Source organism: Saccharospirillum mangrovi (genome assembly GCF_003367315.1).
GTDB classification, from domain to species: domain Bacteria; phylum Pseudomonadota; class Gammaproteobacteria; order Pseudomonadales; family Natronospirillaceae; genus Saccharospirillum; species Saccharospirillum mangrovi.
In genome coordinates this window covers 1308746-1330195 of record NZ_CP031415.1, presented here as the reverse complement: position 1 = coordinate 1330195, position 21450 = coordinate 1308746, and the positions used below count along the sequence as shown (strand labels likewise).

General features: G+C 58.6%; 21 protein-coding genes. 8 read left to right on the top strand and 13 right to left on the bottom strand.

Annotated features, from left to right (window positions below; all coding sequences use genetic code 11):
• Positions 1-173: 173 nt before the first annotated feature.
• The 4 genes from gatC (at position 174) to DW349_RS06430 (ending at position 5575) form a co-directional block, all read left to right on the top strand.
• Positions 174-461 (top strand): Asp-tRNA(Asn)/Glu-tRNA(Gln) amidotransferase subunit GatC, encoded by a 288-nt coding sequence (gene gatC, locus DW349_RS06445; RefSeq protein ID WP_108124754.1) that lies wholly within the window; start codon positions 174-176, stop codon positions 459-461.
• A gap of 13 nt (positions 462-474) precedes the next feature.
• Complete coding sequence (gatA, locus tag DW349_RS06440; RefSeq protein WP_108124755.1) at positions 475-1917, top strand: Asp-tRNA(Asn)/Glu-tRNA(Gln) amidotransferase subunit GatA; 1443 nt, start codon at positions 475-477, stop codon at positions 1915-1917.
• A gap of 61 nt (positions 1918-1978) precedes the next feature.
• A complete protein-coding gene (gatB, locus tag DW349_RS06435) occupies positions 1979-3412 on the top strand; it encodes an Asp-tRNA(Asn)/Glu-tRNA(Gln) amidotransferase subunit GatB (protein ID WP_108124756.1) in 1434 nt (477 codons plus the stop codon).
• Between the two features lie 159 nt (positions 3413-3571).
• The gene (locus tag DW349_RS06430) at positions 3572-5575 is read left to right on the top strand and encodes a methyl-accepting chemotaxis protein (protein WP_108124757.1); all 2004 of its coding nucleotides are present in this window, start codon (positions 3572-3574) and stop codon (positions 5573-5575) included.
• A 1-nt stretch (position 5576) separates the two neighbouring features.
• Here DW349_RS06430 and DW349_RS06425 read toward each other — a convergent pair whose 3' ends face one another.
• From DW349_RS06425 to DW349_RS06410, 4 genes are all read right to left on the bottom strand, one after another.
• On the bottom strand, positions 5577-5888 hold the full coding sequence (locus DW349_RS06425) for an AzlD family protein (RefSeq protein WP_108124758.1): 312 nt from the start codon (positions 5886-5888) through the stop codon (positions 5577-5579).
• The gene (locus DW349_RS06420; protein ID WP_108124759.1) at positions 5885-6589 is read right to left on the bottom strand and encodes an AzlC family ABC transporter permease; all 705 of its coding nucleotides are present in this window, start codon (positions 6587-6589) and stop codon (positions 5885-5887) included. Before DW349_RS06420 ends, DW349_RS06425 begins: the two co-directional genes overlap by 4 nt.
• 160 nt (positions 6590-6749) lie before the next feature.
• Positions 6750-8147 carry a dihydrolipoyl dehydrogenase family protein gene (locus DW349_RS06415; RefSeq protein WP_108124760.1) on the bottom strand — a complete coding sequence of 466 codons (1398 nt, stop codon included), beginning with the start codon at positions 8145-8147 and terminating at the stop codon, positions 6750-6752.
• 15 nt (positions 8148-8162) lie between these two features.
• A complete protein-coding gene (locus DW349_RS06410; protein ID WP_232819279.1) occupies positions 8163-8618 on the bottom strand; it encodes a DUF1499 domain-containing protein in 456 nt (151 codons plus the stop codon).
• A gap of 117 nt (positions 8619-8735) precedes the next feature.
• Between DW349_RS06410 and DW349_RS06405 the strand changes: the two genes are divergently transcribed.
• The gene (locus tag DW349_RS06405; protein WP_108124761.1) at positions 8736-9188 is read left to right on the top strand and encodes a MarR family winged helix-turn-helix transcriptional regulator; all 453 of its coding nucleotides are present in this window, start codon (positions 8736-8738) and stop codon (positions 9186-9188) included.
• Between the two features lie 25 nt (positions 9189-9213).
• On the opposite strand, the gene choV is transcribed toward DW349_RS06405, so the two are convergent.
• The 6 genes from choV to betI form a co-directional block, all read right to left on the bottom strand.
• Positions 9214-10374 carry a choline ABC transporter ATP-binding protein gene (gene choV, locus DW349_RS06400; protein WP_108124762.1) on the bottom strand — a complete coding sequence of 387 codons (1161 nt, stop codon included), beginning with the start codon at positions 10372-10374 and terminating at the stop codon, positions 9214-9216.
• Positions 10371-11204, bottom strand: coding sequence for a choline ABC transporter permease subunit (gene choW / locus DW349_RS06395; RefSeq protein WP_108124763.1), 834 nt, complete (start codon positions 11202-11204; stop codon positions 10371-10373). The genes choV and choW overlap by 4 nt, the downstream gene beginning before the upstream one ends.
• A gap of 55 nt (positions 11205-11259) precedes the next feature.
• The gene (locus tag DW349_RS06390; RefSeq protein ID WP_108124764.1) at positions 11260-12189 is read right to left on the bottom strand and encodes a choline ABC transporter substrate-binding protein; all 930 of its coding nucleotides are present in this window, start codon (positions 12187-12189) and stop codon (positions 11260-11262) included.
• A gap of 123 nt (positions 12190-12312) precedes the next feature.
• Positions 12313-13986: a choline dehydrogenase gene (betA, locus tag DW349_RS06385; RefSeq protein ID WP_108124765.1), complete on the bottom strand. Its 1674-nt coding sequence runs from the start codon at positions 13984-13986 to the stop codon at positions 12313-12315.
• 42 nt (positions 13987-14028) lie between these two features.
• Complete coding sequence (gene betB, locus DW349_RS06380; RefSeq protein ID WP_108124766.1) at positions 14029-15492, bottom strand: betaine-aldehyde dehydrogenase; 1464 nt, start codon at positions 15490-15492, stop codon at positions 14029-14031.
• A complete protein-coding gene (gene betI / locus DW349_RS06375) occupies positions 15492-16100 on the bottom strand; it encodes a transcriptional regulator BetI (protein WP_108124767.1) in 609 nt (202 codons plus the stop codon). The genes betB and betI overlap by 1 nt, the downstream gene beginning before the upstream one ends.
• A 373-nt stretch (positions 16101-16473) precedes the next feature.
• Here betI and DW349_RS06370 point away from each other — a divergent pair, with 373 nt between their 5' ends.
• Together DW349_RS06370 and DW349_RS06365 are read left to right on the top strand one after the other, a co-directional pair.
• Positions 16474-17313 carry an AraC family transcriptional regulator gene (locus DW349_RS06370; protein WP_108124768.1) on the top strand — a complete coding sequence of 280 codons (840 nt, stop codon included), beginning with the start codon at positions 16474-16476 and terminating at the stop codon, positions 17311-17313.
• 50 nt (positions 17314-17363) lie between these two features.
• Positions 17364-17963 carry a LysE family translocator gene (locus DW349_RS06365; RefSeq protein ID WP_108124769.1) on the top strand — a complete coding sequence of 200 codons (600 nt, stop codon included), beginning with the start codon at positions 17364-17366 and terminating at the stop codon, positions 17961-17963.
• Here the strand turns inward: DW349_RS06365 and DW349_RS06360 are convergent.
• Together DW349_RS06360 and msrB are read right to left on the bottom strand one after the other, a co-directional pair.
• Entirely contained in the window at positions 17960-18640 is a 681-nt protein-coding gene (locus DW349_RS06360) for a DNA-3-methyladenine glycosylase I (RefSeq protein WP_232819280.1), read from the bottom strand. The two genes, DW349_RS06365 and DW349_RS06360, sit on opposite strands and share 4 nt — an antisense overlap.
• Positions 18637-19041 (bottom strand): peptide-methionine (R)-S-oxide reductase MsrB, encoded by a 405-nt coding sequence (msrB, locus tag DW349_RS06355; protein ID WP_108124770.1) that lies wholly within the window; start codon positions 19039-19041, stop codon positions 18637-18639. Before msrB ends, DW349_RS06360 begins: the two co-directional genes overlap by 4 nt.
• Positions 19042-19225: 184 nt before the next feature.
• Between msrB and DW349_RS06350 the strand changes: the two genes are divergently transcribed.
• The gene (locus DW349_RS06350; protein ID WP_108124771.1) at positions 19226-20443 is read left to right on the top strand and encodes a pyridoxal phosphate-dependent aminotransferase; all 1218 of its coding nucleotides are present in this window, start codon (positions 19226-19228) and stop codon (positions 20441-20443) included.
• A gap of 2 nt (positions 20444-20445) precedes the next feature.
• Here the strand turns inward: DW349_RS06350 and DW349_RS06345 are convergent, their stop codons facing one another.
• Positions 20446-21366: an alpha/beta hydrolase gene (locus DW349_RS06345; protein WP_108124772.1), complete on the bottom strand. Its 921-nt coding sequence runs from the start codon at positions 21364-21366 to the stop codon at positions 20446-20448.
• Positions 21367-21450 lie beyond the last annotated feature (84 nt).

Sequence of the window (21450 nt, the reverse complement as noted above, 5' to 3'; positions counted from 1 at the left end):
CACTAAACAGCCTCGCAATGTATCAATGGCGGGGATGTTGGGCAAGCTGTAAATATGATAACTTACGCGCTTTCAAATATTTACGTGCCTTTGCTGAGTGAAACCTTTGGTTGACTAATAGTTGACCAAAAGATCCATTCCAGCCTGCCGATTGTCATCCCAAGGAGACGCCCATGAGCCTTGATCGCAACGAGGTTGAAATCGTGGCCCACCTGGCCCGTTTGAAGGTCAGCGACGATCAAATGCCCGCCACTTTGGCCAGCCTGAACAGCATTTTGACGTTGGTCGATCGCATGCAGGAAATCGACACCAGCGGTATCGAACCGCTTGCCAATCCGCTCGACGCCACGGCCCGGTTGCGTGCGGATGAAGTGACCGAAACCAACCATCGCGACGACTATCAACGCATTGCACCGAGCACCACCGACGGCCTTTATTTAGTCCCGAAAGTTATCGAGTGAGCCCCGACTGCCCATGGAATTCAAAACACTGAAACAATTGTCGGATGGCCTGGCCGCCGGTGAATTCAGCAGCGTCGAATTGACGCAACATTATTTAGCTCGCATCGCGGCGGATCAGAACACAAACGCCTACATCACCGTTACCGAAGAGCAAGCGCTGCAAGCCGCCAAAGCCGCCGACGAGGCACGTGCCAAAGGCAACGCTGGCGCGTTGACTGGTTTGCCCATCGCCCACAAAGACATTTTCTGCACCCAGGGCGTGCGCACTTCGTGCGGCTCAAAAATGCTCGACAATTTCATTGCGCCGTATGAATCCACGGTGACGCAAAAATTGAACGATGCCGGCACCGTTATGTTGGGCAAAGCCAACATGGATGAGTTCGCCATGGGTTCGTCCACCGAAACGTCTTTCTACGGCCCGACGCGCAACCCCTGGAATCTGGACACCGTACCGGGCGGTTCGTCCGGCGGCTCCGCAGCGGCCGTTGCTGCTGGCCTGGCTGCGGCGGCAACCGGCACCGACACTGGCGGCTCCATTCGCCAACCGGCCGCCTTTTGTAACCTGACCGGGCTGAAGCCCACCTACGGCCGGGTATCGCGCTGGGGCATGATCGCCTTCGGTTCATCACTCGATTGCGGTGGCCCATTAACGCGCACCGCCGAAGACGCGGCCCTGATGTTCAACGTCATGGCCGGTCACGACCCGAAAGACACCACCAGCATGGACGTCGCGGTAGACGACTACACCGCCCATCTGGATCGCCCGCTCGACGGCCTGCGCATCGGTTTACCGAGCGAATATTTTGGCGACGGTTTGCACGATGGTATTCGCAGCGCTGTGATGGCCGCAGTGAAAGAGCTGGAAAACCAGGGCGCCGTCGTCAAAGAGATTTCATTGCCGCGCACCGAACTGTCGATTCCGGCTTACTACATCATTGCCCCGGCCGAAGCCTCGACCAACCTGTCGCGTTACGACGGCGTGCGTTATGGCCACCGCTGTGACGACCCGGTCGATCTGGAAGACTTGTACAAACGCTCGCGCGCCGAGGGTTTTGGCGACGAAGTACAGCGCCGCATTCTGGTCGGCACCTATGCGTTGTCGGCCGGTTATTACGACGCCTACTACCGCAAGGCTCAGCAATTACGTCGTCTGATCAAGGACGATTACCAGCGCGCCTTTGCCGATGTTGATGTCATCCTCGGCCCGACCACGCCGTCGCCCGCCTGGAAACTGGGCGAAAAATCCGGCGATCCGGTCGCCATGTATCTGGAAGACATCTACACCCTGTCGGTCAACCTCGCTGGCCTGCCCGGCCTTGCCCTGCCTTGTGGTCAGGTCAACGGACTGCCGGTTGGTCTGCAATTGATCGGTAATTATTTTGATGAAAGCCGGCTGCTGAACATCGGTCATCGCTTCCAGCAAGCGACTGACTGGCACACCAAAACCCCGGCTTAAGACGGTAATTTTGGTGCCGGCCTTAACCCGGCACCCGAACACGCATTCAGAGGATCCGTGAATGGAATGGGAAATCGTTATCGGACTGGAGATCCACGTACAGCTCTCCACCCAGTCCAAGATTTTCTCCGGCTCGTCGACCCGCTTCGGCGCCGAACCGAACACCCAGGCCAGCCTGGTCGATTTAGCCATGCCCGGCACCTTGCCGGTGTTCAATGCCGGTGCGCTGCGCAAGGCGGTGGCGTTTGGTCTGGCGATCGGTGCCAACATCGGCAAGCGCTCGGTGTTTGATCGCAAAAACTACTTCTACCCCGATTCGCCCAAGGGCTACCAGATCACCCAGATGGATTTCCCCATCGTCGGTGAAGGCAAAGTGGACATCGTGCTCGACGACGGCAGCACCCGCACCATTGGTGTCACCCGCGCGCACCTGGAAGAAGACGCCGGTAAATCGCTGCACGAAGATTTCGAAGGCATGAGCGGCATCGATTTGAACCGCGCCGGTACGCCGCTGCTGGAAATCGTCTCCGAACCGGATTTGCGCAACGCCAAGGAAGCCGTGGCTTACCTGCGCAAAATTCACTCCATCGTGACCTATCTGGGTATTTCCGACGGCAACATGGCCGAAGGTTCGATGCGCTGCGACGCCAACGTCTCGGTTCGCCCGAAAGGCACCACCGAGCTGGGCACGCGCACCGAAATCAAGAACGTCAACTCGTTCCGCTTTGTTGAAAAAGCGATCAACGTTGAAGTACAGCGTCACATCGATGTCATCGAAGACGGCGGCCAAATCGTTCAGGAAACCCGCTTGTACGACGCCGACAAAAACGAAACCCGGTCGATGCGCTCGAAAGAATTTGCCAACGATTACCGCTATTTCCCGGAACCGGATTTGCTGCCGGTCGAGATCGACGACGCCTACATTCAGGACATTGCCGATCACCTGCCGGAACTGCCGGACGCCAAGATTGAGCGTTTCAAAAACGAACACGGCTTGTCGGAATACGACGCCACCGTACTCTCAGCCAGCCGCGCCATGGCCGACTATTTCGAAGCGGTTACCGGCATCTGCGGCGATGCCAAACTGGCCGCCAACTGGTGTCAGGGCGAACTGGCAGCGCTGTTGAACCGGGACGAAATCGAAATCGAACACAGCCCGGTCAGCGCCGGGCATCTGGGTCAGTTGATTCAACGGATTCAGGACAACACCGTGTCCAACAAGCTCGCCAAACAGGTATTCGAAGGCATTGCCGCTGGTGAAGGTTCGCCGGACGAGGTGATCGAAAAACGTGGTCTGAAACAGGTCACCGACAGCGGTGCCATTGAAGCCATGATCGACGCCGTTATCGCCGCCAACCCGGAACAGGTGGAACAGTACCGCTCCGGCAAGGACAAGGTGTTTGGCTTCTTCGTTGGTCAGGTAATGAAAGAATCCAAAGGCCAGGCCAACCCGGCACAGGTGAATCAACTGCTGAAAGACAAGCTGGCAGGGTAAACCGCCGAACACAAAACGGGAGACGGAAGGCGCCGCGGATAAGCGTCTCCCGTTTCCCGTCCAGCGTCTCCCATCTATAGACAGCCCCAGCCCTTTCCCCTAGCCTTTACAGTCCGTTCCTTGCCAAGTAGTCGGCGTTTTCCGCCGAAGTGACCCGCGATGAAATTGTCTCTCATTGCCCGCGTTGTAACCGGGTTTGCTGCACTGTTGTTGATCTTCTCCACCATCACCCTGTATTCCATCAGCGTCGAAAACAGACTGTCCGAGCAAATGGACCTGGCATCGAGTCATTTGGGTGGGCTACTGGACGACACCAACCGTCTGCGCAGCCTGCTGCAGGAAGCCAACCGCTCCATCACCCAGCACGCCAATGCCGAAGAGGCCGACCGCCGCGACGCGCTTGAAGCCCAATACCTCAGCGTTCGCGGACACTATCAAAGCCTGGCCAGCGATCTCGACAACCGGCTCAACGAATACCCGACCATGCACGACCGCTTGTCTGAACAGGCGAGTCTGGCGCACACGCTCTTCACCCAGGCCGAGCGTCACCTCGAACTGCAAAACAACCGACTCAACGCTCGTCAGCGTGCTCTGGACGAAGCGCAGTTGTTCACCAACGACTGGGCGTTTTTCAGTGGCGATCTGGGCTCGCTGGCCAGCCAGGCAGAATCGCAAGGCCTGTCAGGGCTGCAATGGGATTTGCAAACCGTGATGCAGCAGGCTGAGTCGGCGCAATCGATGTTGCAGCGCGCCCTGGCTATTTCGCGGGTGGATCGAATCAACAGCACCGAAGCCGAACTCGACATTCTGTTGCAGCAACTGGACGCCAAACTGGACTCGATGAAAGCCGAAAGTGCCGACTCCGTGGAAGTCATCGCGCCCTACATTCAGGTGTTGCACGAAGCGACCGAAGGCAACCAGGGATTGTTCCAAAGCCACAAACATTACGTGCGTTTCAGCCAGCAAAGCTCCGAGTTGATGGAAGCCATGGACACCGGCATGAACGACAGCATGGCGCTGCTGGACACCATCATCGGCGATATCCGCGCACTCACGCAGACCGCACAACGCGACGCCGAACACACCGCCAGCAACGCCCAACGTCTGACCTTGATGCTGTTGTTGTTCGCCGTGGGATTGTCGGTCGTGGTGGGTTTGTCGGTGGTGCGTTCGATGCGCGCGCCGCTCAAGCGCACCTTGCAGACGTTGGAGCGATTGTCCCAGGGCGATTTGACACCGCGTATTGCATCGTTGTCCGGCGATGAAATCGGCCGCATCGGCGCTGGCGTCAACGCCCTGGCCGACCGGCTGAGCGACCTGATCCGCGAAATTCGCACCTCCTCCGACACCATTTCCAGCCTCGCCAAAGACGCCTCCAGCACCAGCGGCCAGACGCGCCAGAGTGTCGAACAACAGCAGGAACAGACCGGCTCTGTCGCCACCGCCATCACTGAAATGGAAGCCGCCGTGGGCGAAGTCGCCCGCAATGCCGAGCGCAGCCGCAGCGAAGTGGCCGAAGTGACCCGCGCCGCTGAAGACAGCATGTCGAGCATGGAAACCAACATTCAGTACAGCGCCGATCTCGACCGCGCCCAGCAGGAAGCCGAAGGCGTCATCACCAGCCTGAGCGAAGAAAGCCAACAGATTGAATCGGTGCTGGATGTGATTCAGGAAATCGCTGAACAGACCAACTTGCTGGCGCTCAACGCGGCCATCGAAGCGGCCCGGGCGGGCGAGCAAGGCCGCGGCTTTGCAGTCGTGGCTGAAGAAGTGCGCAACCTGGCGAATCGTTCAGAGCAATCGGCGGGCGACATCCGCACCATGATCGATCGGCTGCGTCAGCGGGCAGAAAATGCCGTGAACATCATGAGCAGCAACCGCGAACTGTCACGCGCCTCGGCGGAACAATCGCGCCGCACCGGCGAATCACTGAGCGCCATGGTGCAGCGTTTGGCCGACATCAACGACATGAGCCAATCCATCGCCACCGCCTCGGAAGAACAAAGCGCTGTAGCGCGGGAAGTAACGCAAAACGTGGTGCGCATTTCCGATATGGCCGACGACCTCGCCAAAACCGCCGCAGAAGCCGCCAACAACAGCGAAAAACTGACCCGCCTGGCAACCGACCAACGACAATTGATCGGTCAGTTCCGACTGAATTAAGTCAGCCGATAAAGAAGCGCCAACCGGCAGCCGTGGCAATGCCCGCCGCGATGGCGGGCATGGTGCGCTGCACGGCCAACATCACCGCTGCGGTCGCGACCAGTGCCAGGCGCGCGCCGCTGTCGCCTTCGACGGCAATCGGCACCAGGATGGCGATCAACACCGAACCGGACATGGCGTTGATGAAACTTTCAACGCGGCGGTTGATGGGAATGAACGACATGATCCAGACGCCGCCGAAGCGCGTCGCCAGAGTAACCAGCGCCATCAGGCCGATCAGCATCAAACCGCCGTAACCCTCGATACCGATCATCGCTTGCCCTCCAGCCAAAACGCCCCGACCAGTCCACCGCCCAACGCCCCCACCACCACGTGAGTATTGGCGGGCAACCACAGATAAGCGGCCAAGGCCGACAGGCCACCGACGACCCAGGCTGTCAGCATGCGTGCGTTTTTACGGCCACCAAGCGCCATCGCCAGCATGAAACAGCCCATCACCATATCCAGACCAAAGACTTCCGGCTGCGCGATGACATTGCCACCGGCCATGCCCAACAGCGTGCCGGTCATCCAGGTGCACCAGAGCGCGATGCCGCCGCCGAGCAACAAACCCAAATTGCGGCTGCCGCCTTGGAAATCGTTCAGCGTCATCGCCCAGTTGGCGTCCGACAGCACCAGCAGCGAACCGTAACGCTTGCCCATCGGCAAGGTTCGCATCCAGGGGTAAAGGCTTGCGCCCATCAACAAATGGCGCGCGTTGATGGCAAAGGTCGTCACCAGCAAGGTGAACACCGGCACCTGGCCGTGCCATAAATCCAGGGCGGCAAACTGAGCGGTGCCAGCGAAGACCGTCATGCTCATCAGGACGGTTTCTGTTGACGACAAACCGGCCTGCACCGCGGCCAATCCAAACGCCAAGCCAAAGGCGACCACGAATAACGACAACGGCAGCAACCGCCAGAATCCGACCCAGGTGCCGCGCACCGTTAATTCAGGTGTAGCAAGAACGGTCATGGCGGGCCTCCGGCACAAAAACGAAAGCGGGATTTAACCAGAGCGGTGTCTCGAAACCAAGGCTGGCACCGCAGCGCAGATAAAAAAGAAGCCCGCGATAAAGGGGGAAAACGCGGGCTTGGGGGAATGGCGGAGAGCCGCCTATAAAACGGTTATCGGCCTATTTACCGATCAATTTACGGGCAAAACGCACGACCGGATGTTGAAAAATGTTATCCAACAGCACCTGTTGCGACATTTGCCGCAGGCTGTCGGCGTAGGTCGGGTACGGATGAATCACGCCTTGCAGCTTGGCAAAGTTCAGCCCCAGGGCTTTCAGCACCTGCACTTCGGCAATTAATTCACCGGCGCGCTCTGCCAGAATGTGCGCGCCCAGCACCTTGCCACGCGAGCTGGTAATCAATTTGATGCGACCACCATCGCCGGCTTTGGTTTTGGCGCGGTCGAGTTTTTCCGCCATGTCGTAGTGGTAGACGCGGATGCCATCGCCGTATTGTTCACGCGCTTCGGCTTCGGTTAGACCGGCGCGAGCAAATTCCGGATCAGTAAAAATCGCCCAACTGACGTGGTCGTAATTGACCGAACGACGCAACGGCAGAATCGCATTCATCGCTGCAATCTTGCCCTGATAATTCGCCATGTGACTGAGCAAATACGGCCCGGCCACATCGCCACAGGCGTAGATATTTTTCGCCGTGGTGCGCAACTGTTTGTTCAACACCAGACCGCGATCGACTTTCACGCCGGCTGTGTCCAAACCCAGATTTTCAACGTTGGCGCGGCGGCCTAGTGCCACCAACAAACGTTCGGCGCTCAGCTCAAATGTCTGGCCGTCGCGCTGTGCAACCAGGGTGACGCCCGCGTCACTGCGTTTCACTTGCACCGCCTGAGCGCCGACTTCAAAACGCACGCCTTCAGCTTGCAGTCGTGCACGCAACGCGGCGGCAAATTCCGGTTCTTCGCGCGGCAACACTTCCGGTGCCATCTCGACAATGGTCGCTGCAACACCGAGTCGATTCATCGCCTGCGCCAGTTCCATGCTGATCACACCGCCACCGAGTACCAGCAAGGATTTGGGTAAATCGCGCTGCTGAAACACGCTTTCGTTGGTCAGATAATCGACGTCGTCCAGACCGTCGATCGGCGGCAACAGCGGGCGGCTGCCGGTGGCCAGAATGAACTTGCGGCCGTAGTAGCGTTCGCCATCCACCTCGATGTGATGCGCATCGACAAAACGCGCGACACCGTTCAAATATTCAGCGCCGGCTTTTTCCAGTACGTCCGGCGTTTCATCGAGATAGACGCGCTCACTGACCGCGCGCACTTTCTCCAGCACCGCCGCGCCATCGACCGCGATGTCAGCGAACTGTTTGGCGGTATGAATGGCCTTGGCCTGGTTGATCAAAGCCTTCGACGGCACACAACCTGACCAAGTGCATTCGCCGCCGGGCCGGTCTTTTTCCACCACCAGGACGCGCTTGCCAAAACCGAGCGCGGTAAAGGCGGCGGTCAAACCCGCCGCGCCGGTGCCAATGATGATCAGGTCGTAGCGTTTCATGGCGAATCAGACTCCTTACTGGCCGTAGAGTTCAGTCAGTTTTTCATAGCGCTGGCGGTTCAGGCCCAGGTCGGAATAACCGGCACGGCTGGCTGAACGGAAGTGCACTTGCTGGGCTTCGTTATCCAGATAGAACTCGACGTCATCGTGGTAATGCATCTTGGCGGTGGTGAACACCACATAGATGTAATCGTCTGCTTCAGTGACTACTTCAGCGCCACCGTAAGCTTTGACCGCTTCCAGAATGGCCGCACGGGTGCTCGCCAGGTCCGCTTTGAACGGCCAGGTGCGTACGCGACGTTCTTCATCGGCCGCCTGAGTGGACACGGCATTCGGCTTTTTGCTCAGCGGCTTCAACTGACCATTGTCATGGCCCAGCGTCGGTACCGTGGTGTTTTGCATAACGATGCGGACAATGTTCAGCACCAGTAGCGCCACTACCACCAACAGCACAATCAACAGTATTTTCATAACCTTCTCCTTATTTGCTTGTTTGCAAGTATCTTGTGCGCAAAATTTATCGACGGATTATTGACCTGTCAATACCTTGCGCGCAAAATACTTGCACAGCCTTGAAAGTAAGCCGCCATGGATCTCGGACCGAACCAATTACTCAGCAACCAGATTTGCCACTCGCTGTACTCCGCGACCAACGCCATGGTGAGGGCCTATCGACCCTTGCTGGATCCGTTGGATCTGACCTATCCCCAGTATCTGGTGATGTTGGCGTTGTGGGAAGCCGACGGTATTCCCGTCAAAGATCTGGTGCGCCAGACGCGCTTTGATTCCGGCAGTCTGACGCCCATTTTGAAACGGCTGGAGCAGAAAGGTTTGATTGAACGGAAACGTTCGGAGAACGACGAACGGCAACGCGTCATTCAATTGACCGACGCCGGTCGAAACAAAAAAGCCGAGGCGATGAATGTCCCGGAAGCCTTTTACTGCCGCACTGGCGTGACGCCGGAACAGGCAATGCAGTTAAAAGAACTGACTGAAACGCTATATCGGCACCTGGCCGAAGCGGAGCCGGTCGACAACTGACAACCGGCTTTCTGGTGGCGTCTGCTCAGGCCGCACGTTGGCCGAGCAGACTCTTGTACAACTCGGTATCGCCGACCACCAGCGTTTCACCGCCCTCTTCGACCAAGACCGCACAGCCAGTGCGATAACGCACTTCCATGATGTCGCGGAATCGGCACTGGCCGCTGACGCGCGTTGGCACCGCCGCCAGACTTTCAATCGCTTCACCTTCCTGCCACTGCTGCACCGCCACCACTTCGTTGTCGCGATAGAGCTGTTTGTCGGTGGGATCGAACCAGCAATTCTGGCTTTCATCGATGCAATAACGGCCGTTTTCCTGACGGTGTTCCGCCAGCGGCTGCGCCACATCGCGACCGCGCAACACGTGCAACGGATTGGTGTGGGCGACAAAATCCTCGACGTAATCGTCCGCCGGGTTCAGCACGATGTCCTGCGGTTTGCCCTGCTGCACGATGACGCCATCTTTCATAATGGCGATGTTGTTGCCCAGCTTGAGCGCTTCGTCCAGATCGTGGCTGACGAAGATGATGGTCTTCTGCAATTTTTCCTGCAGTTCCAATAATTCGTCCTGCAACTGCTGGCGAATCAATGGATCGAGTGCGGAAAACGGCTCGTCCATCAACAGAATGTCAGACTCCGTTGCCAGCGCACGCGCCAGTCCGACGCGCTGTTGCATACCGCCCGACAGCGCACTGGGCTTGTGGTTACGCCAGCCACTCAAGCCGACCAGTTCCAATTGCGCATCGACGCGGCGTTCAATTTCTTCTTTCGGCAACTTCTGCATTTCCAGCGCGAAACCGACGTTTTCCGCCACCGTCAGCCAAGGCATCAGCGCAAAACGCTGGAACACCATGGCGATGCGTTTCATGCAGAAATCGCGCTGAGTGGCATCGCTGGCGTGAGTGAAATCCACCGCCTGGCCGTCGCCCTGGTCAATCAACACCTGGCCGCGCGTCACCGTATTCAAACCGTTCACACAGCGCAGCAAGCTCGATTTACCCGAACCCGATAAACCCATCAGCACGCAGATTTCACCTTTCTCGACGCGCAGATTGACGTCGCGCACGCCCAGCACCAAACCGGTTTCGGCCTGCAAGCGGGTGCGGTCGTAACCGTCGTCGATCAACGCCAGACCGCGTTGCGGACGTTTGCCAAAAATCAGATCCACATTTTTGAATTCGATCATGAGCGCACCTCATCGCGTTGCTTGAACAGGCGGTCGAGCAAGATGGCGACCAATACGATGGACAAGCCCGCTTCAAAACCACGCGCAATGTCCACTGTGTTCAGCGCCCGCACTACCGGCTTGCCGAGACCGTCGGCACCGACCAGAGCAGCAATCACCACCATCGACAACGACAGCATGATGCATTGGGTAATGCCCGCAGCGATGCTCGAGGCCGCCGCCGGTAATTCAATACGCCACAGCAACTGGCGGTTGGAACAACCAAAGGAATGACCGGCTTCGACCAGTTCGGTCGGCACCTGGGAAATGCCCAGGCAGGTCAGGCGAATGGGTGCAGCGATGGAGAAAATAATGGTCGCCACCAGACCCGGAACAACCCCCAAACCGAAGAGCGTCAGGGTCGGGATCAAATACACAAAGGTGGGCACTGTCTGCATCAAATCCAGAATCGGCCGCAGCACGGTGTACAGCCAGGGACGATGCGCGGCGGCGATGCCGATCGGCACACCGATCAACACACAAATAAAAGTGGCCCAAACGACCATCACCAGGGTCTGCAAGGTGTCTTCCCAATAGCCAAGGTTCCACACCAGCAAAAACGACAGGATGGCGAAAATGGTCAGGCCGATGTTGCGGCGCAGCCAGTAAATCAATGCCGCGCTGATCAGAATAAATGCCCAGGGCGGGAACCAGAGCAGCATGTCGGTAACGCCTTCGATCATCCATTCCAGAGCAACCGACACGCCGTCGAAAAACCAGGCACCGGAGTCAACCAGCCAATCGAAAAATCGTTCGATCACTCGCCCCAGTGGAATCTTGTAGTTATCCATAAGTCAGTGTCTCAATGAGAGACCCGTGCGGGCACGGGTCTCGTCTGGTAACGGATCAGAAAGCGGATTTCACAACGTCCAGCGCCGGTGCGCCGTCCAATGTCGTCACGCCGTCCAGCCAGGCGTCGAGCACGTCGAGGTGGTTACTCAGCCATTGCTCAGCGGCCGCTTCCGGCTGCATGCCTTCATCCAGAATCAACGCCATGACTTCGTTTTCCGCCGCCAGTGTGAAAGTCAGGTTGTTCAGCAGCGTGCCGACGTTGGCGCAGTCTTCAACGTAGCCGGCGCGGGTGTTGGTGTAGATGGTGGCGCCGCCGAAATCCGGGCCGAAGTAGTCGTCACCGCCAGACAGATACGCCAGGTCGAAATTGGCGTTCATCGGGTGCGGTTCCCAACCCAAAAAGACGATCCAGTTGTCGCGGTTCACCGCACGACCAACCTGCGCCAGCATGCCGGCTTCGCTGGAAGCGACCAGTTCGAAGTCTTTCAGGCCGAAGGCGTTGGTATCGATCATGTCCTGAATCAGACGGTTGCCGTCGTTGCCCGGTTCGATGCCGTAAATGCGCTCATCGAATTCGTCGGCGTGGGCGGCGATGTCAGCAAAACTGGTGACACCCGCGTCGGCGACGTATTGCGGAACCGCCAGGGTGTATTTCGCGCCTTCCAGGTTAACGCCAACAATGTCGACGGTACCGGCTTCACGGTAAGCGGCGATGTCGCCTTCCATGGTCGGCATCCAGTTGCCGAGGAACACATCGATTTCGCCGTTCGCCAGCGAGCGATAGGTCACCGGCACCGACAGCAATTCGCTTTCGGTTTCGTAACCCATGCGTTCCAGCACGGTGGAAGTCAGAGCGGTGGTTGCGGTGATGTCGGTCCAGCCAACATCGGCGAAGCGTACGGTGGAACATTGATCGGCTGCGTTAGCCACAGTGGCAACACTGCCAGCGACCAGAGCGGCCGCCATCATCGATTGCACTTTCATGGTCTCGTCCTCTTCGGGGTTGCTTTCATTTTTGGGCGGGCTCTGCGGCCCGCTTATCGTTGCCGGGAATCGGCAATTCATCGGCCGCTGTGGACGGCCCGATTTGCGTAATTCAAACAGTCATTAGCGTTGCGCCGTCTGCCAGTTCGGGTGTTCCCAGACCGGCGCGTTCGAGCGTGGCAACGGCGTGCGACCACGAATGTGATCGGCGCATTTTTCCGCCAGCATGATGGTCGGCGCATTCAGGTTGCCGCTGACCAGCGATGGCATGATGGACGCATCCACCACGCGCAAATGGTTGACGCCAATGACCCGCGCTTCGCTATCGACCACCGCCATCGGGTCGTCCAGTGCGCCCATCTTGCAGGTACAGGACGGGTGATAGGCGCTGTCGGAATGCTGGCGCACCCAGGCGTCGATTTCGTCGTCGGTCTGCACGTCCGGGCCCGGTTGCAGCTCTTCACCACGGAAGGGTGCGAAGGCGTCTTGCGCCATAATCTCGCGCGCCAGCTTGACGCTCTGGCGCATCTCCCAGACGTCGCGCTCGGTCGATAACAAATTCGGCTGAATGATCGGATGCTCGTTCGGATCGGCCGATTTCAGTTTCAGATAGCCGCGACTGGTCTGCCGCATCGGGCCAACGTGCACTTGGTAAGCGTGCACTTCCGGCGCGGTGCGGCCGTGGTCGATCACTTGCGATGGCAGGAAATGGAATTGAATGTCGGGGTGACGCACCCCCGCTTCGGTACGGATAAATCCACCAGCTTCCAGATGCGCGGTGCGGCAGGCGCCCTTGTTGTGATTGATGAACCAGGTGGCGCCGGCAATCGTCATGTGCGGTTGGGTCTGATACTTGTACAGCGTGATCGGCTGAGTGCATTCCTGCTGCACGTACAATTCCAGATGGTCTTGCAGGTTCTGACCAACACCGGGCCGATGCGCGACGACATCGATGCCCATTTCACGCAAATGCGTTTCGTCGCCGACACCTGACAACATCAGCAACTGCGGCGAGTTAATTGCACCGCCACTGGCGATGATTTCTTTGTTGGCTTTAACGCGAATGGTTTTACCGTTCTGAATATATTCGACGCCAACGGCGGTGGTGCCATCGAACAAAATCCGCTGCACCATGGCGCCGGTTTCAGCGCTTAAATTCGGTCGGCTCAACACCGGTCGCAAATAGGCTTGAGCCGTGTTCCAGCGTTTGCCTTGCTTGATGGTCATGTCCATCACGCCGACGCCTTCCTGCTGGTAACCGTTCATGTCGTCGGTGAACGGATAGCCCGCCTGTTGGCCGGCTTCGATAAAGGCATCGAACAACGGATTCGGATAATCGCCGGTGTGCACATTCAATGGGCCGTCGCCGCCGCGATAATCGTCGCTGCCTTTTTCCCGGCTTTCGGCTTTGCGGAAATACGGCAACACATCGGCGTACGACCAGCCGTCGGCGCCCTCTTCCTGCCAGCGGTCGTAATCAAAAGCGTGGCCGCGGATGTAGACCATGGCGTTCAGCGCCGAGCCACCACCCCAGACTTTGCCGCGCGGCCAATACAGCTTGCGACCATCCATGTGTTCCTGCGCTTCAGTGTGGTAATACCAGTTGTATTTGTCGTCGCAGAGGTTGTACGTCAACGCCGCCGGCATGTGGATTTTCCAGGTGTCGTCCTTGCGGCCGGCTTCCAGCACCAGCACCTGGCTGTCGCTGTCTTCGGACAGCCGGTTAGCCAGTACACAGCCCGCCGAGCCGGTGCCGATGATGATGTAGTCGAATTCGCTGTCGAAGCGGTATGCCATCGTCTTGCTCACTTCTGCTGATCGTTGAATGTGAAAACCGGGTTAAAAAGGTGACTCAATCTTGCCCATGCCGACATACACCGCCTTGGTCTGGGTGTATTGCGCCAACGTCTCGATGCCGTTTTCCCGGCCGATGCCCGATTGCTTGTAACCACCAACCGGCATTTCCGCTGGCGAATTGCCCCAGGCATTGATCCAGCAAATGCCGGCCTGTAATTGGGCGATAACGCGATGCGCGGTTTGAATGTTTTGGGTGAACACGCCGGCGGCCAGGCCGTAGTGGGTGTCGTTGGCGCGGGCGATGACGTCGGCTTCGTCACTAAAACGCAGGATCGACATCACCGGGCCGAAGATTTCCTCGCGCACTTGCGGCATCTCGTCAGTGCAGTCGGCGAACACCGTTGGCTGCACGAAGAAACCGCCTTCACAGCCGTCCGGTTGCACCGGCTGACCGCCGGTGACCAAGCGAGCGCCGCTGGCTTTGGCGGCTTCGATAAAACCGAGCACCTTGCGTTGGTGCTGGCGGGAAATCAGCGCACCGACGTTGGTGTCCGGATGCATCGGATCGCCGATGACAACGTTGTTTTCGGTGCGGGTTTTCACCTGCTCAACAAAGGCGTCATAAATGCTGTCGTGCACAAAGACGCGGGTACCGTTGGTGCAGACTTCACCCTGGGTGTAGAAATTCGCCAGCAAGGCACCGCCGACAGCGTTATCCAAATCGGCATCGGCGAAGACGATCAGCGGCGATTTACCGCCCAATTCCATCGTCACTTCTTTCAATGAACTGGCCGACGCCGCCATGACTTTTTTGCCGGTGCCGACTTCGCCGGTGAACGAAACTTTGGCGATGTCCGGATGGCCGGTCAGCGCCTGGCCGACGCGATGGTCGCCCTGCACCACATTGAACACGCCCGGCGGCATGCCAGCTTCGATAAAAATCTCCGCCAGTTTGGCCGCGCCTTTGGGCGTTTCTTCGGACGGTTTAAACACTTGCGAATTGCCGCACGCCAACGCCGGCCCGGCTTTCCAGCAAGCGATTTGCAACGGGTAATTCCAGGCGCCGATGCCGGCGGTCACGCCCAGCGGTTCACGCCGGGTGTAGAAAAAATCCTGACCGAGCGATTGCTGCACGCCTTCAATGGCCGGCGCCAGGCCCGCGTAATATTCGATGCTGTCGGCGCCAGTAACGACATCAACGACGCTGGCTTCCTGCCACGGCTTGCCGGTATCGAGCACTTCGATTTCAGACAGTTCGTCGTTGCGCTCACGCAGCAAGGCGACCGCTTTATGCAGAATGCGCGCGCGCTCAAAAGCACCCATCGCTGACCAGACCTGGAAGCCTTCCTGGGCACTGCGCACGGCCTCATCGACGGTGGCTGCGTCGGCCATTTCCACTTCGTAAATGGCATCGCCGGTGGCCGGGTTCAGCACTTCGAAGGTTTCGCCATCGCCGGGAGGCAGGTAACGCCCGTGAATAAAAGAAGTCAGACGCGGCAAGCTCATCAAGCAGTCTCCGGTTTGGTGTTGTGGTTTCTGGCGACGGCGATCAACAGTTCCGTCTGGTGTCGACACAGGGCGATACAGCGCTCGGCCTGAATGCCGTCCGGCGACAGCGCGCCGCGCAACCAGAGGCCATCGATCAAGGCCGCCAGCGTTCCGGCCGCCTGGTTCGGCGCCGGATGGTTCAGTTGTTTGAAGCAGTAACGCAGGTTCGAATGCAGTCGCTTTTCGTTGATGCGCTGCAACCGCGCAAAGGTCGGTTCGTGCATCGCGCTGGACCAGAACGCCAGCCAGGTTTTGGCCGACAACGGGTCGGTCTGCGTTTTCGAGAAGTTGGTCTCGATGATGGCGTCGATGCGTTGCTCCGGCGTCGGATTCGCCGGCAGCCGACCGATCAGGTCCAACTTCAGTTGTTGCAACAGCTCGCGCATCGTCGCTTCGAGCAATCCCAACTTGCTGCCGAAATAATGCGCAATGATGCCGGTCGACACCCCCGCCCGTTTGGCAATGCTCTGCACCGTGGTTGCCGCAAAACCATCCTCGCCGATGCAGGCGCGGGTCGCGTCGATCAACTGCTGGCGGCGGATGGGTTCCATTCCGACTTTGGGCATTGGGTTTCCTTGTGGAAACGGGAGACGCTGAACGCACGCTGCGCTGACGGGAGACGCTGGATAGCGGTGCCTAAACAGCGTCTTCCGTCTCCCGTCCAGCGCCTCCCGGTTTTTAATTGATCGTTCAATAAAAATCACCCTAAAACATTGAACCCTAAACTTCAACGTCCAGAAGCGACACGTCGCTGGCACTAAAAGCGACGCAACGGCGCTATCTTGGGGCAAAAGGCGCGCTGAAACGGCTCAAAATAATTTGTAGTGCACTAAGCAGATGCGATTTTATAACCGGCGGTTTGCACAAATCTTCCAGACAGCCCACTGGCATCGGTGTTCACTGTTACACTGGCCTTGCGGACACAGCGGCCCACTTACGATGACTGCCAGCGACACCCATTGGATCGACTTCAATCGCGACGCCGACACCGGCATCGAATCCTTGCGCGCTCACTTTCGCGGGCACGCCTACGACCCGCATTTTCACGACGACTACTCCATCGGCTACACCGAACAGGGCGTGCAGCAATTTCGTTGCCGCCGCCAGGTGCAGCGCTCCACACCGGGCAATGCCTTCTTGCTGGAACCCGGCGAAGTGCACGACGGCGAAGCGCCGCAACAGGACGGCTTCACCTACCGCATCCTGTATTTGCCGCGCGACTGGGTGCACGGTCAGCTCGCCGGTCTGTTCGATACCCTGCCCGATCAATTTGAATGGCACGTCGATGCAACGCTATCGACCGACCGCCGGCTGATTGGCAGCATCGCCGCCAGCTTTCTGGCTGTGCACCAGAATGAAGCCCGGATTGTGCGCGACGCCTGCCTCGACCAGATGCTGATTCAGGCGACCGGCCACCTGCATTGGCGCCGCCGCGACAGCGAAGCGCGTCAACCATTGCTGGCCGAACGCGCCCGCAGTTATTTGCACGCCCACGCTGACGAGGACATCGGTTTGAGCGAGATGGCGCAGGCACTGGGCACCGACCGTTTCCGGCTGAGCCGCGCCTTCAAAGCCGCCTACGGCTTAGCGCCGCACGCCTATCTGATTCAATGGCGCTTAACTCAGGCACGCCGGCTGCTGGCACTCGGCCAGACACCGGCGCAGGTAGCGGCCGATCTGGGGTTTGCCGATCAAAGCCATCTGGGGCGCTGGTTCCGACGCGCCTATCAATTAACGCCCGCCGATTACCGCCGCCGTTGCACAGGCCTTCCAGACTGAACAGCCGCAACGCCACAGACTGACAACTCCCTGCTACCGGAGTTGTTGCCATGCCTTTCGCCCTGTTCGCTTTCTTCGCCGTCATCACCCCCGGCCCGACCAATTTGCTGGCGCTTACTCAAGGCCAGCATTCGGGCTGGCGCAGCGTCTGGCCGTTCGCACTGGCGTCGGCCAGCGCGGCATCGAGCATCGTTTTGCTGGTGGTACTGGGATTAGCCAATTGGCTGTTGGATACAGATTGGATACGCGCGACCCTCGCCTGGGCCGGCACGCTCTGGCTGAGTTGGCTGGCCATTTCGCTGGCACGCGCGCCAGTAAACAACCTGACCGTTGAGTCCAGCCAACGGCTGATCAGTTGGCCGACGGGATTGGCACTGCAAGTGGTGAACACCAAAACCTGGCTGATGGCGGTGACGATCAGCAGTTTATTTGCCGACCCGGATCAACCCGCCTGGCCGCAGGCATTGCACCTGGCCGGCACCTTTTTCGTCTTGGTAATACCCGCGATTTTCAGTTGGGCCTGGCTGGGCGAAAGCGCCAACCGTCTGTTACACAGCCCGCAGCAACACCGCTGGATGAATCGCGGCCTGGCGCTGGCGTTGCTGGCAACCGTCTGGTCGGCGTTGTGGATGGGGCAGATCGCGGCTTAGCGATCATCCGGACCGATCGACAAGGCCATCAGCATACTGAGGTGAGACAGCGGCCAACCGGACTCGGCCGCCAGGTCGTTGAAGACATCTTGCACCGCTTGCAGGTCGCGTTTGGCCGTCGGTTTGCGCGTGACGATGCCGGCGTTAACCAGCACTCGCAGCGGATCGGGGCTGAGCACAAAGGTGTCTTTGCCGGCCATGCGCAGCAGGCGGGCGGCGCCATCGCCGCCCAGATGCGCGCCTTCTTTGGCTAAGACCTGCCACAAACCCACAATGTCGTCCGTCGGCCATTCGGCGATAAACCGGCCGAATCCGCCGTGCTGTTTCGAGCGCTGTTGCACCATCAGGGCATTGACCGGAATGGTCTTCATCTTGCCCCAATGGCGAATCAGTCGGTCGTCCTGCATCAACTGCTCGAAGCGGTCGTCGTCGATCAGCTGACACGCCTTGGGGTCGAACTGCCAGAAGGCTTCTTCGAAGGCCGGCCAACGCGCATCGATCACCGAATGCTTCATACCGGCGCGAAATACCCGACGGCTGATCAGGCTGAGCCAGTTGGCGTCCGAACGCGCTATCAGTTCTTCGTTAGTTGCCAGGGTCGGCATGCGGTCTTCGATATCGACCTGATCGTGATGCGCCAACGCGTTACGTTGCAGTTCGGCAAAACTCAGCGTCACGACTCGCCCGCCTCATCCAGATTCAACGATGCCGAATTGATGCAGTAACGCAAACCGGTCGGTTCTGGTCCGTCCGGAAATACGTGGCCCAGATGCGCATCGCACTGAGCGCACAAAACTTCGATGCGGTGCATGCCGTGCGAAAAATCCTCGCGCTCGACAATGGCGCTTTTATCGAGTGACTCGTAAAAACTCGGCCAACCGCAACCGGCGTCGAATTTGGTGTTGGCATTGAACAACTCACTGCCACAACAAATGCAGCGGTAAATGCCTGGCTTGTCGGTGTCCCAATAGGCGCCGGTGAACGGCCGTTCGGTACCCGCCTGACGCGCCACACGAAACTGTTCGTCGCTCAGTTGAGCGCGCCATTCGGCGTCGGTTTTCACGATTTTCTCAGACATACGGGGCTCCCATAGGAAATGAAGATGCGCAGGTTTATACTCGTTCGGCGCGCACAGCCGCCTTCGACAATGGCGTCTTTTGCCCGCCCTTCAAGGCTTTCGCGATCAGCGGCCGCCTGTTCAACGCCAATATTTACGCCACGGTTCAGACCCTTGCACCCTTGGTAAGTTCATCGGGAGTTTCATGAAAACGCTGCACAAATCGCACAAGCTCGCCAATGTGTTTTATGACATTCGTGGCCCGGTGCTGGACGAGGCGCGTCGCCTCGAAGACGAAGGCCATCGCATTCTCAAGCTGAACATCGGCAACCCCAAACCTTTCGGCTTCGATGCACCCGATGAAATCATCACCGACGTCATTCGCAACCTGCCGCAAGGCGAAGGCTACAGCGATTCCAAAGGTCTGTATTCGGCGCGCAAAGCGGTGATGCAATATTACCAGCAGCGTCAGGTGAAAGGCGTTGAGATCGACGACATTTACCTCGGTAACGGCGTCAGCGAATTGATTCAACTGGCGTGCATGGGCCTGGTCAATAACGGCGACGAAGTGCTGGTGCCGGCACCGGATTATCCGCTGTGGACTGGCGCCGTCACGCTGTCCGGCGGTACCGCCGTGCACTATTTATGCGACGAAGGCGCTGACTGGTTTCCCGACACCGACGACATCCGCGCCAAGATCACCGAACGCACCAAAGCCATCGTGCTGATCAACCCGAACAACCCGACCGGCGCGGTCTATTCCAAACAGTTGTTGCTCGACATCGTAGAGATCGCGCGCGAACACAGCCTGGTCATTCTGGCCGACGAAATTTACGACAAAATTTTGTACGACGACGCCGAACATCATTGCCTGGCGGCGCTGTCGGACGATGTGTTAACGCTCACCTTTAACGGCCTGTCGAAAGCCTACCGTCTGGCCGGTTTCCGCTCCGGCTGGATGGTGGTCAGCGGCCCGAAATATCAGGCCACCGACTTTATTGAAGGTCTGAACATGCTGGCCAATATGCGGCTGTGCGCCAACGTGCCGGCGCAACACGCCATTCAGACATCACTCGGCGGTTATCAAAGCATTGGCGATCTGATTTTACCCGGCGGCCGGATGCGCGATCAGCGCGATCTGTGTTGGGAAATGATCGATGCGATCCCGGGTTTATCGTGCGTTAAACCCAAGGGCGCGCTGTATATGTTCGTCAAAGTCGACAAACAGAAATTCAATTTGACTGACGACGAACGGCTGGTGCTCGACTTACTGCGACAGGAAAAAATTCTGCTGGTGCACGGTCGCGGATTTAACTGGCCGGACGTCGATCATTTCCGCATCGTTTTCCTGCCACCGCGCGAAACCCTGCTCGATGCCATGGAACGCATGAACCGCTTTTTCGGCCAGTATCGGCAAGCCTGACATCAGGCACTGAGCAATCGCTGGCGCAGAAAAGCACCCAACTCCGCCAGCGATTGATCGGACTCCTCCAGCCGGCCGGCGTAGCTCTGCCACACATGCCACAGCTCCGGCCAGATTTTTAGTTGTGCCTCAACACCCGCCGCTTGCGCGCGATCCACCAACGCCACCGAATCGTCGAGCAAGGTTTCGTGATCGCCAACGTGTACGCACAGCGGCGGCAAGCCCGATAAATCAGCAAACAACGGCGACAGATGCGGATGGTCCAGCGGCTGCGAATTCGCATAACGTTGCGCAGCTTCCGCCAAGCCATCGGGCGTTGGAAAAAACGGATCCAGTTGAGCACGATTTTGATGGCTCGCACCGCTGAGCGTAAGGTCCGTCCACGGCGACAACAACGCCAAACCGGCTACCGGAAGTTGCACATCGCGTAAGCGCAACGCCGTCGCCAACGCCAGGCCGCCACCGGCGGAATCGCCCGCCAATGCAATCGCACCTTCGCCTTTATCGGCCAATGCCTGATAGGCCGCCACGGCGTCGTCCAATGCCGCCGGGAACGGGTGCTCCGGCGCCAATCGATAATCCGGCAACCACAAGCGATGCCCCGCCGCCAACGCCAGATGCGCCGCCAGATTCAGATGCGTTCGTGGCGAGCCGGTCTGGTAAGCACCGCCGTGAAAATACAGCACCCAGCCGAACGATTTGACCCGCGCCGGTAACAGCCATTTACCCGGACGGCCAGCCAGACTGTCATCTTCCACCCGAACACCGTCCGGCAAACGCAGCGCCAGTTGGGCGACGTCTTCCTGTGCCTGACGTTCTTGTTCGAGCGTTTGTGTCCGGCTGCGCTGACGCGCCATTTCGCGATGCAGAAGTTGAGAATAGTGGCGGGCTTTGGGGCTGAGCATGTCGATGGTTTGATTCAAAAAAATCCGGCCCCACTATGAGCGACTTGCCCGCTCAGCGCCATACTGGACAAGCCTTGATGCTTGGCCGATGGTATTCGCTGC

Bases quoted from the DNA above. Each gene is read 5' to 3' on its own strand.
- gatC (WP_108124754.1), top strand. From the start codon at position 174: ATGAGCCTTGATCGCAACGAGGTTGAAATCGTGGCCCACCTGGCCCGT.
- gatA (WP_108124755.1), top strand. From the start codon at position 475: ATGGAATTCAAAACACTGAAACAATTGTCGGATGGCCTGGCCGCCGGT.
- gatB (WP_108124756.1), top strand. From the start codon at position 1,979: ATGGAATGGGAAATCGTTATCGGACTGGAGATCCACGTACAGCTCTCC.
- DW349_RS06430 (WP_108124757.1), top strand. From the start codon at position 3,572: ATGAAATTGTCTCTCATTGCCCGCGTTGTAACCGGGTTTGCTGCACTG.
- DW349_RS06425 (WP_108124758.1), bottom strand. From the start codon at position 5,888: ATGATCGGTATCGAGGGTTACGGCGGTTTGATGCTGATCGGCCTGATG.
- DW349_RS06420 (WP_108124759.1), bottom strand. From the start codon at position 6,589: ATGACCGTTCTTGCTACACCTGAATTAACGGTGCGCGGCACCTGGGTC.
- DW349_RS06415 (WP_108124760.1), bottom strand. From the start codon at position 8,147: ATGAAACGCTACGACCTGATCATCATTGGCACCGGCGCGGCGGGTTTG.
- DW349_RS06410 (WP_232819279.1), bottom strand. From the start codon at position 8,618: ATGAAAATACTGTTGATTGTGCTGTTGGTGGTAGTGGCGCTACTGGTG.
- DW349_RS06405 (WP_108124761.1), top strand. From the start codon at position 8,736: ATGGATCTCGGACCGAACCAATTACTCAGCAACCAGATTTGCCACTCG.
- choV (WP_108124762.1), bottom strand. From the start codon at position 10,374: ATGATCGAATTCAAAAATGTGGATCTGATTTTTGGCAAACGTCCGCAA.
- choW (WP_108124763.1), bottom strand. From the start codon at position 11,204: ATGGATAACTACAAGATTCCACTGGGGCGAGTGATCGAACGATTTTTC.
- DW349_RS06390 (WP_108124764.1), bottom strand. From the start codon at position 12,189: ATGAAAGTGCAATCGATGATGGCGGCCGCTCTGGTCGCTGGCAGTGTT.
- betA (WP_108124765.1), bottom strand. From the start codon at position 13,986: ATGGCATACCGCTTCGACAGCGAATTCGACTACATCATCATCGGCACC.
- betB (WP_108124766.1), bottom strand. From the start codon at position 15,492: ATGAGCTTGCCGCGTCTGACTTCTTTTATTCACGGGCGTTACCTGCCT.
- betI (WP_108124767.1), bottom strand. From the start codon at position 16,100: ATGCCCAAAGTCGGAATGGAACCCATCCGCCGCCAGCAGTTGATCGAC.
- DW349_RS06370 (WP_108124768.1), top strand. From the start codon at position 16,474: ATGACTGCCAGCGACACCCATTGGATCGACTTCAATCGCGACGCCGAC.
- DW349_RS06365 (WP_108124769.1), top strand. From the start codon at position 17,364: ATGCCTTTCGCCCTGTTCGCTTTCTTCGCCGTCATCACCCCCGGCCCG.
- msrB (WP_108124770.1), bottom strand. From the start codon at position 19,041: ATGTCTGAGAAAATCGTGAAAACCGACGCCGAATGGCGCGCTCAACTG.
- DW349_RS06350 (WP_108124771.1), top strand. From the start codon at position 19,226: ATGAAAACGCTGCACAAATCGCACAAGCTCGCCAATGTGTTTTATGAC.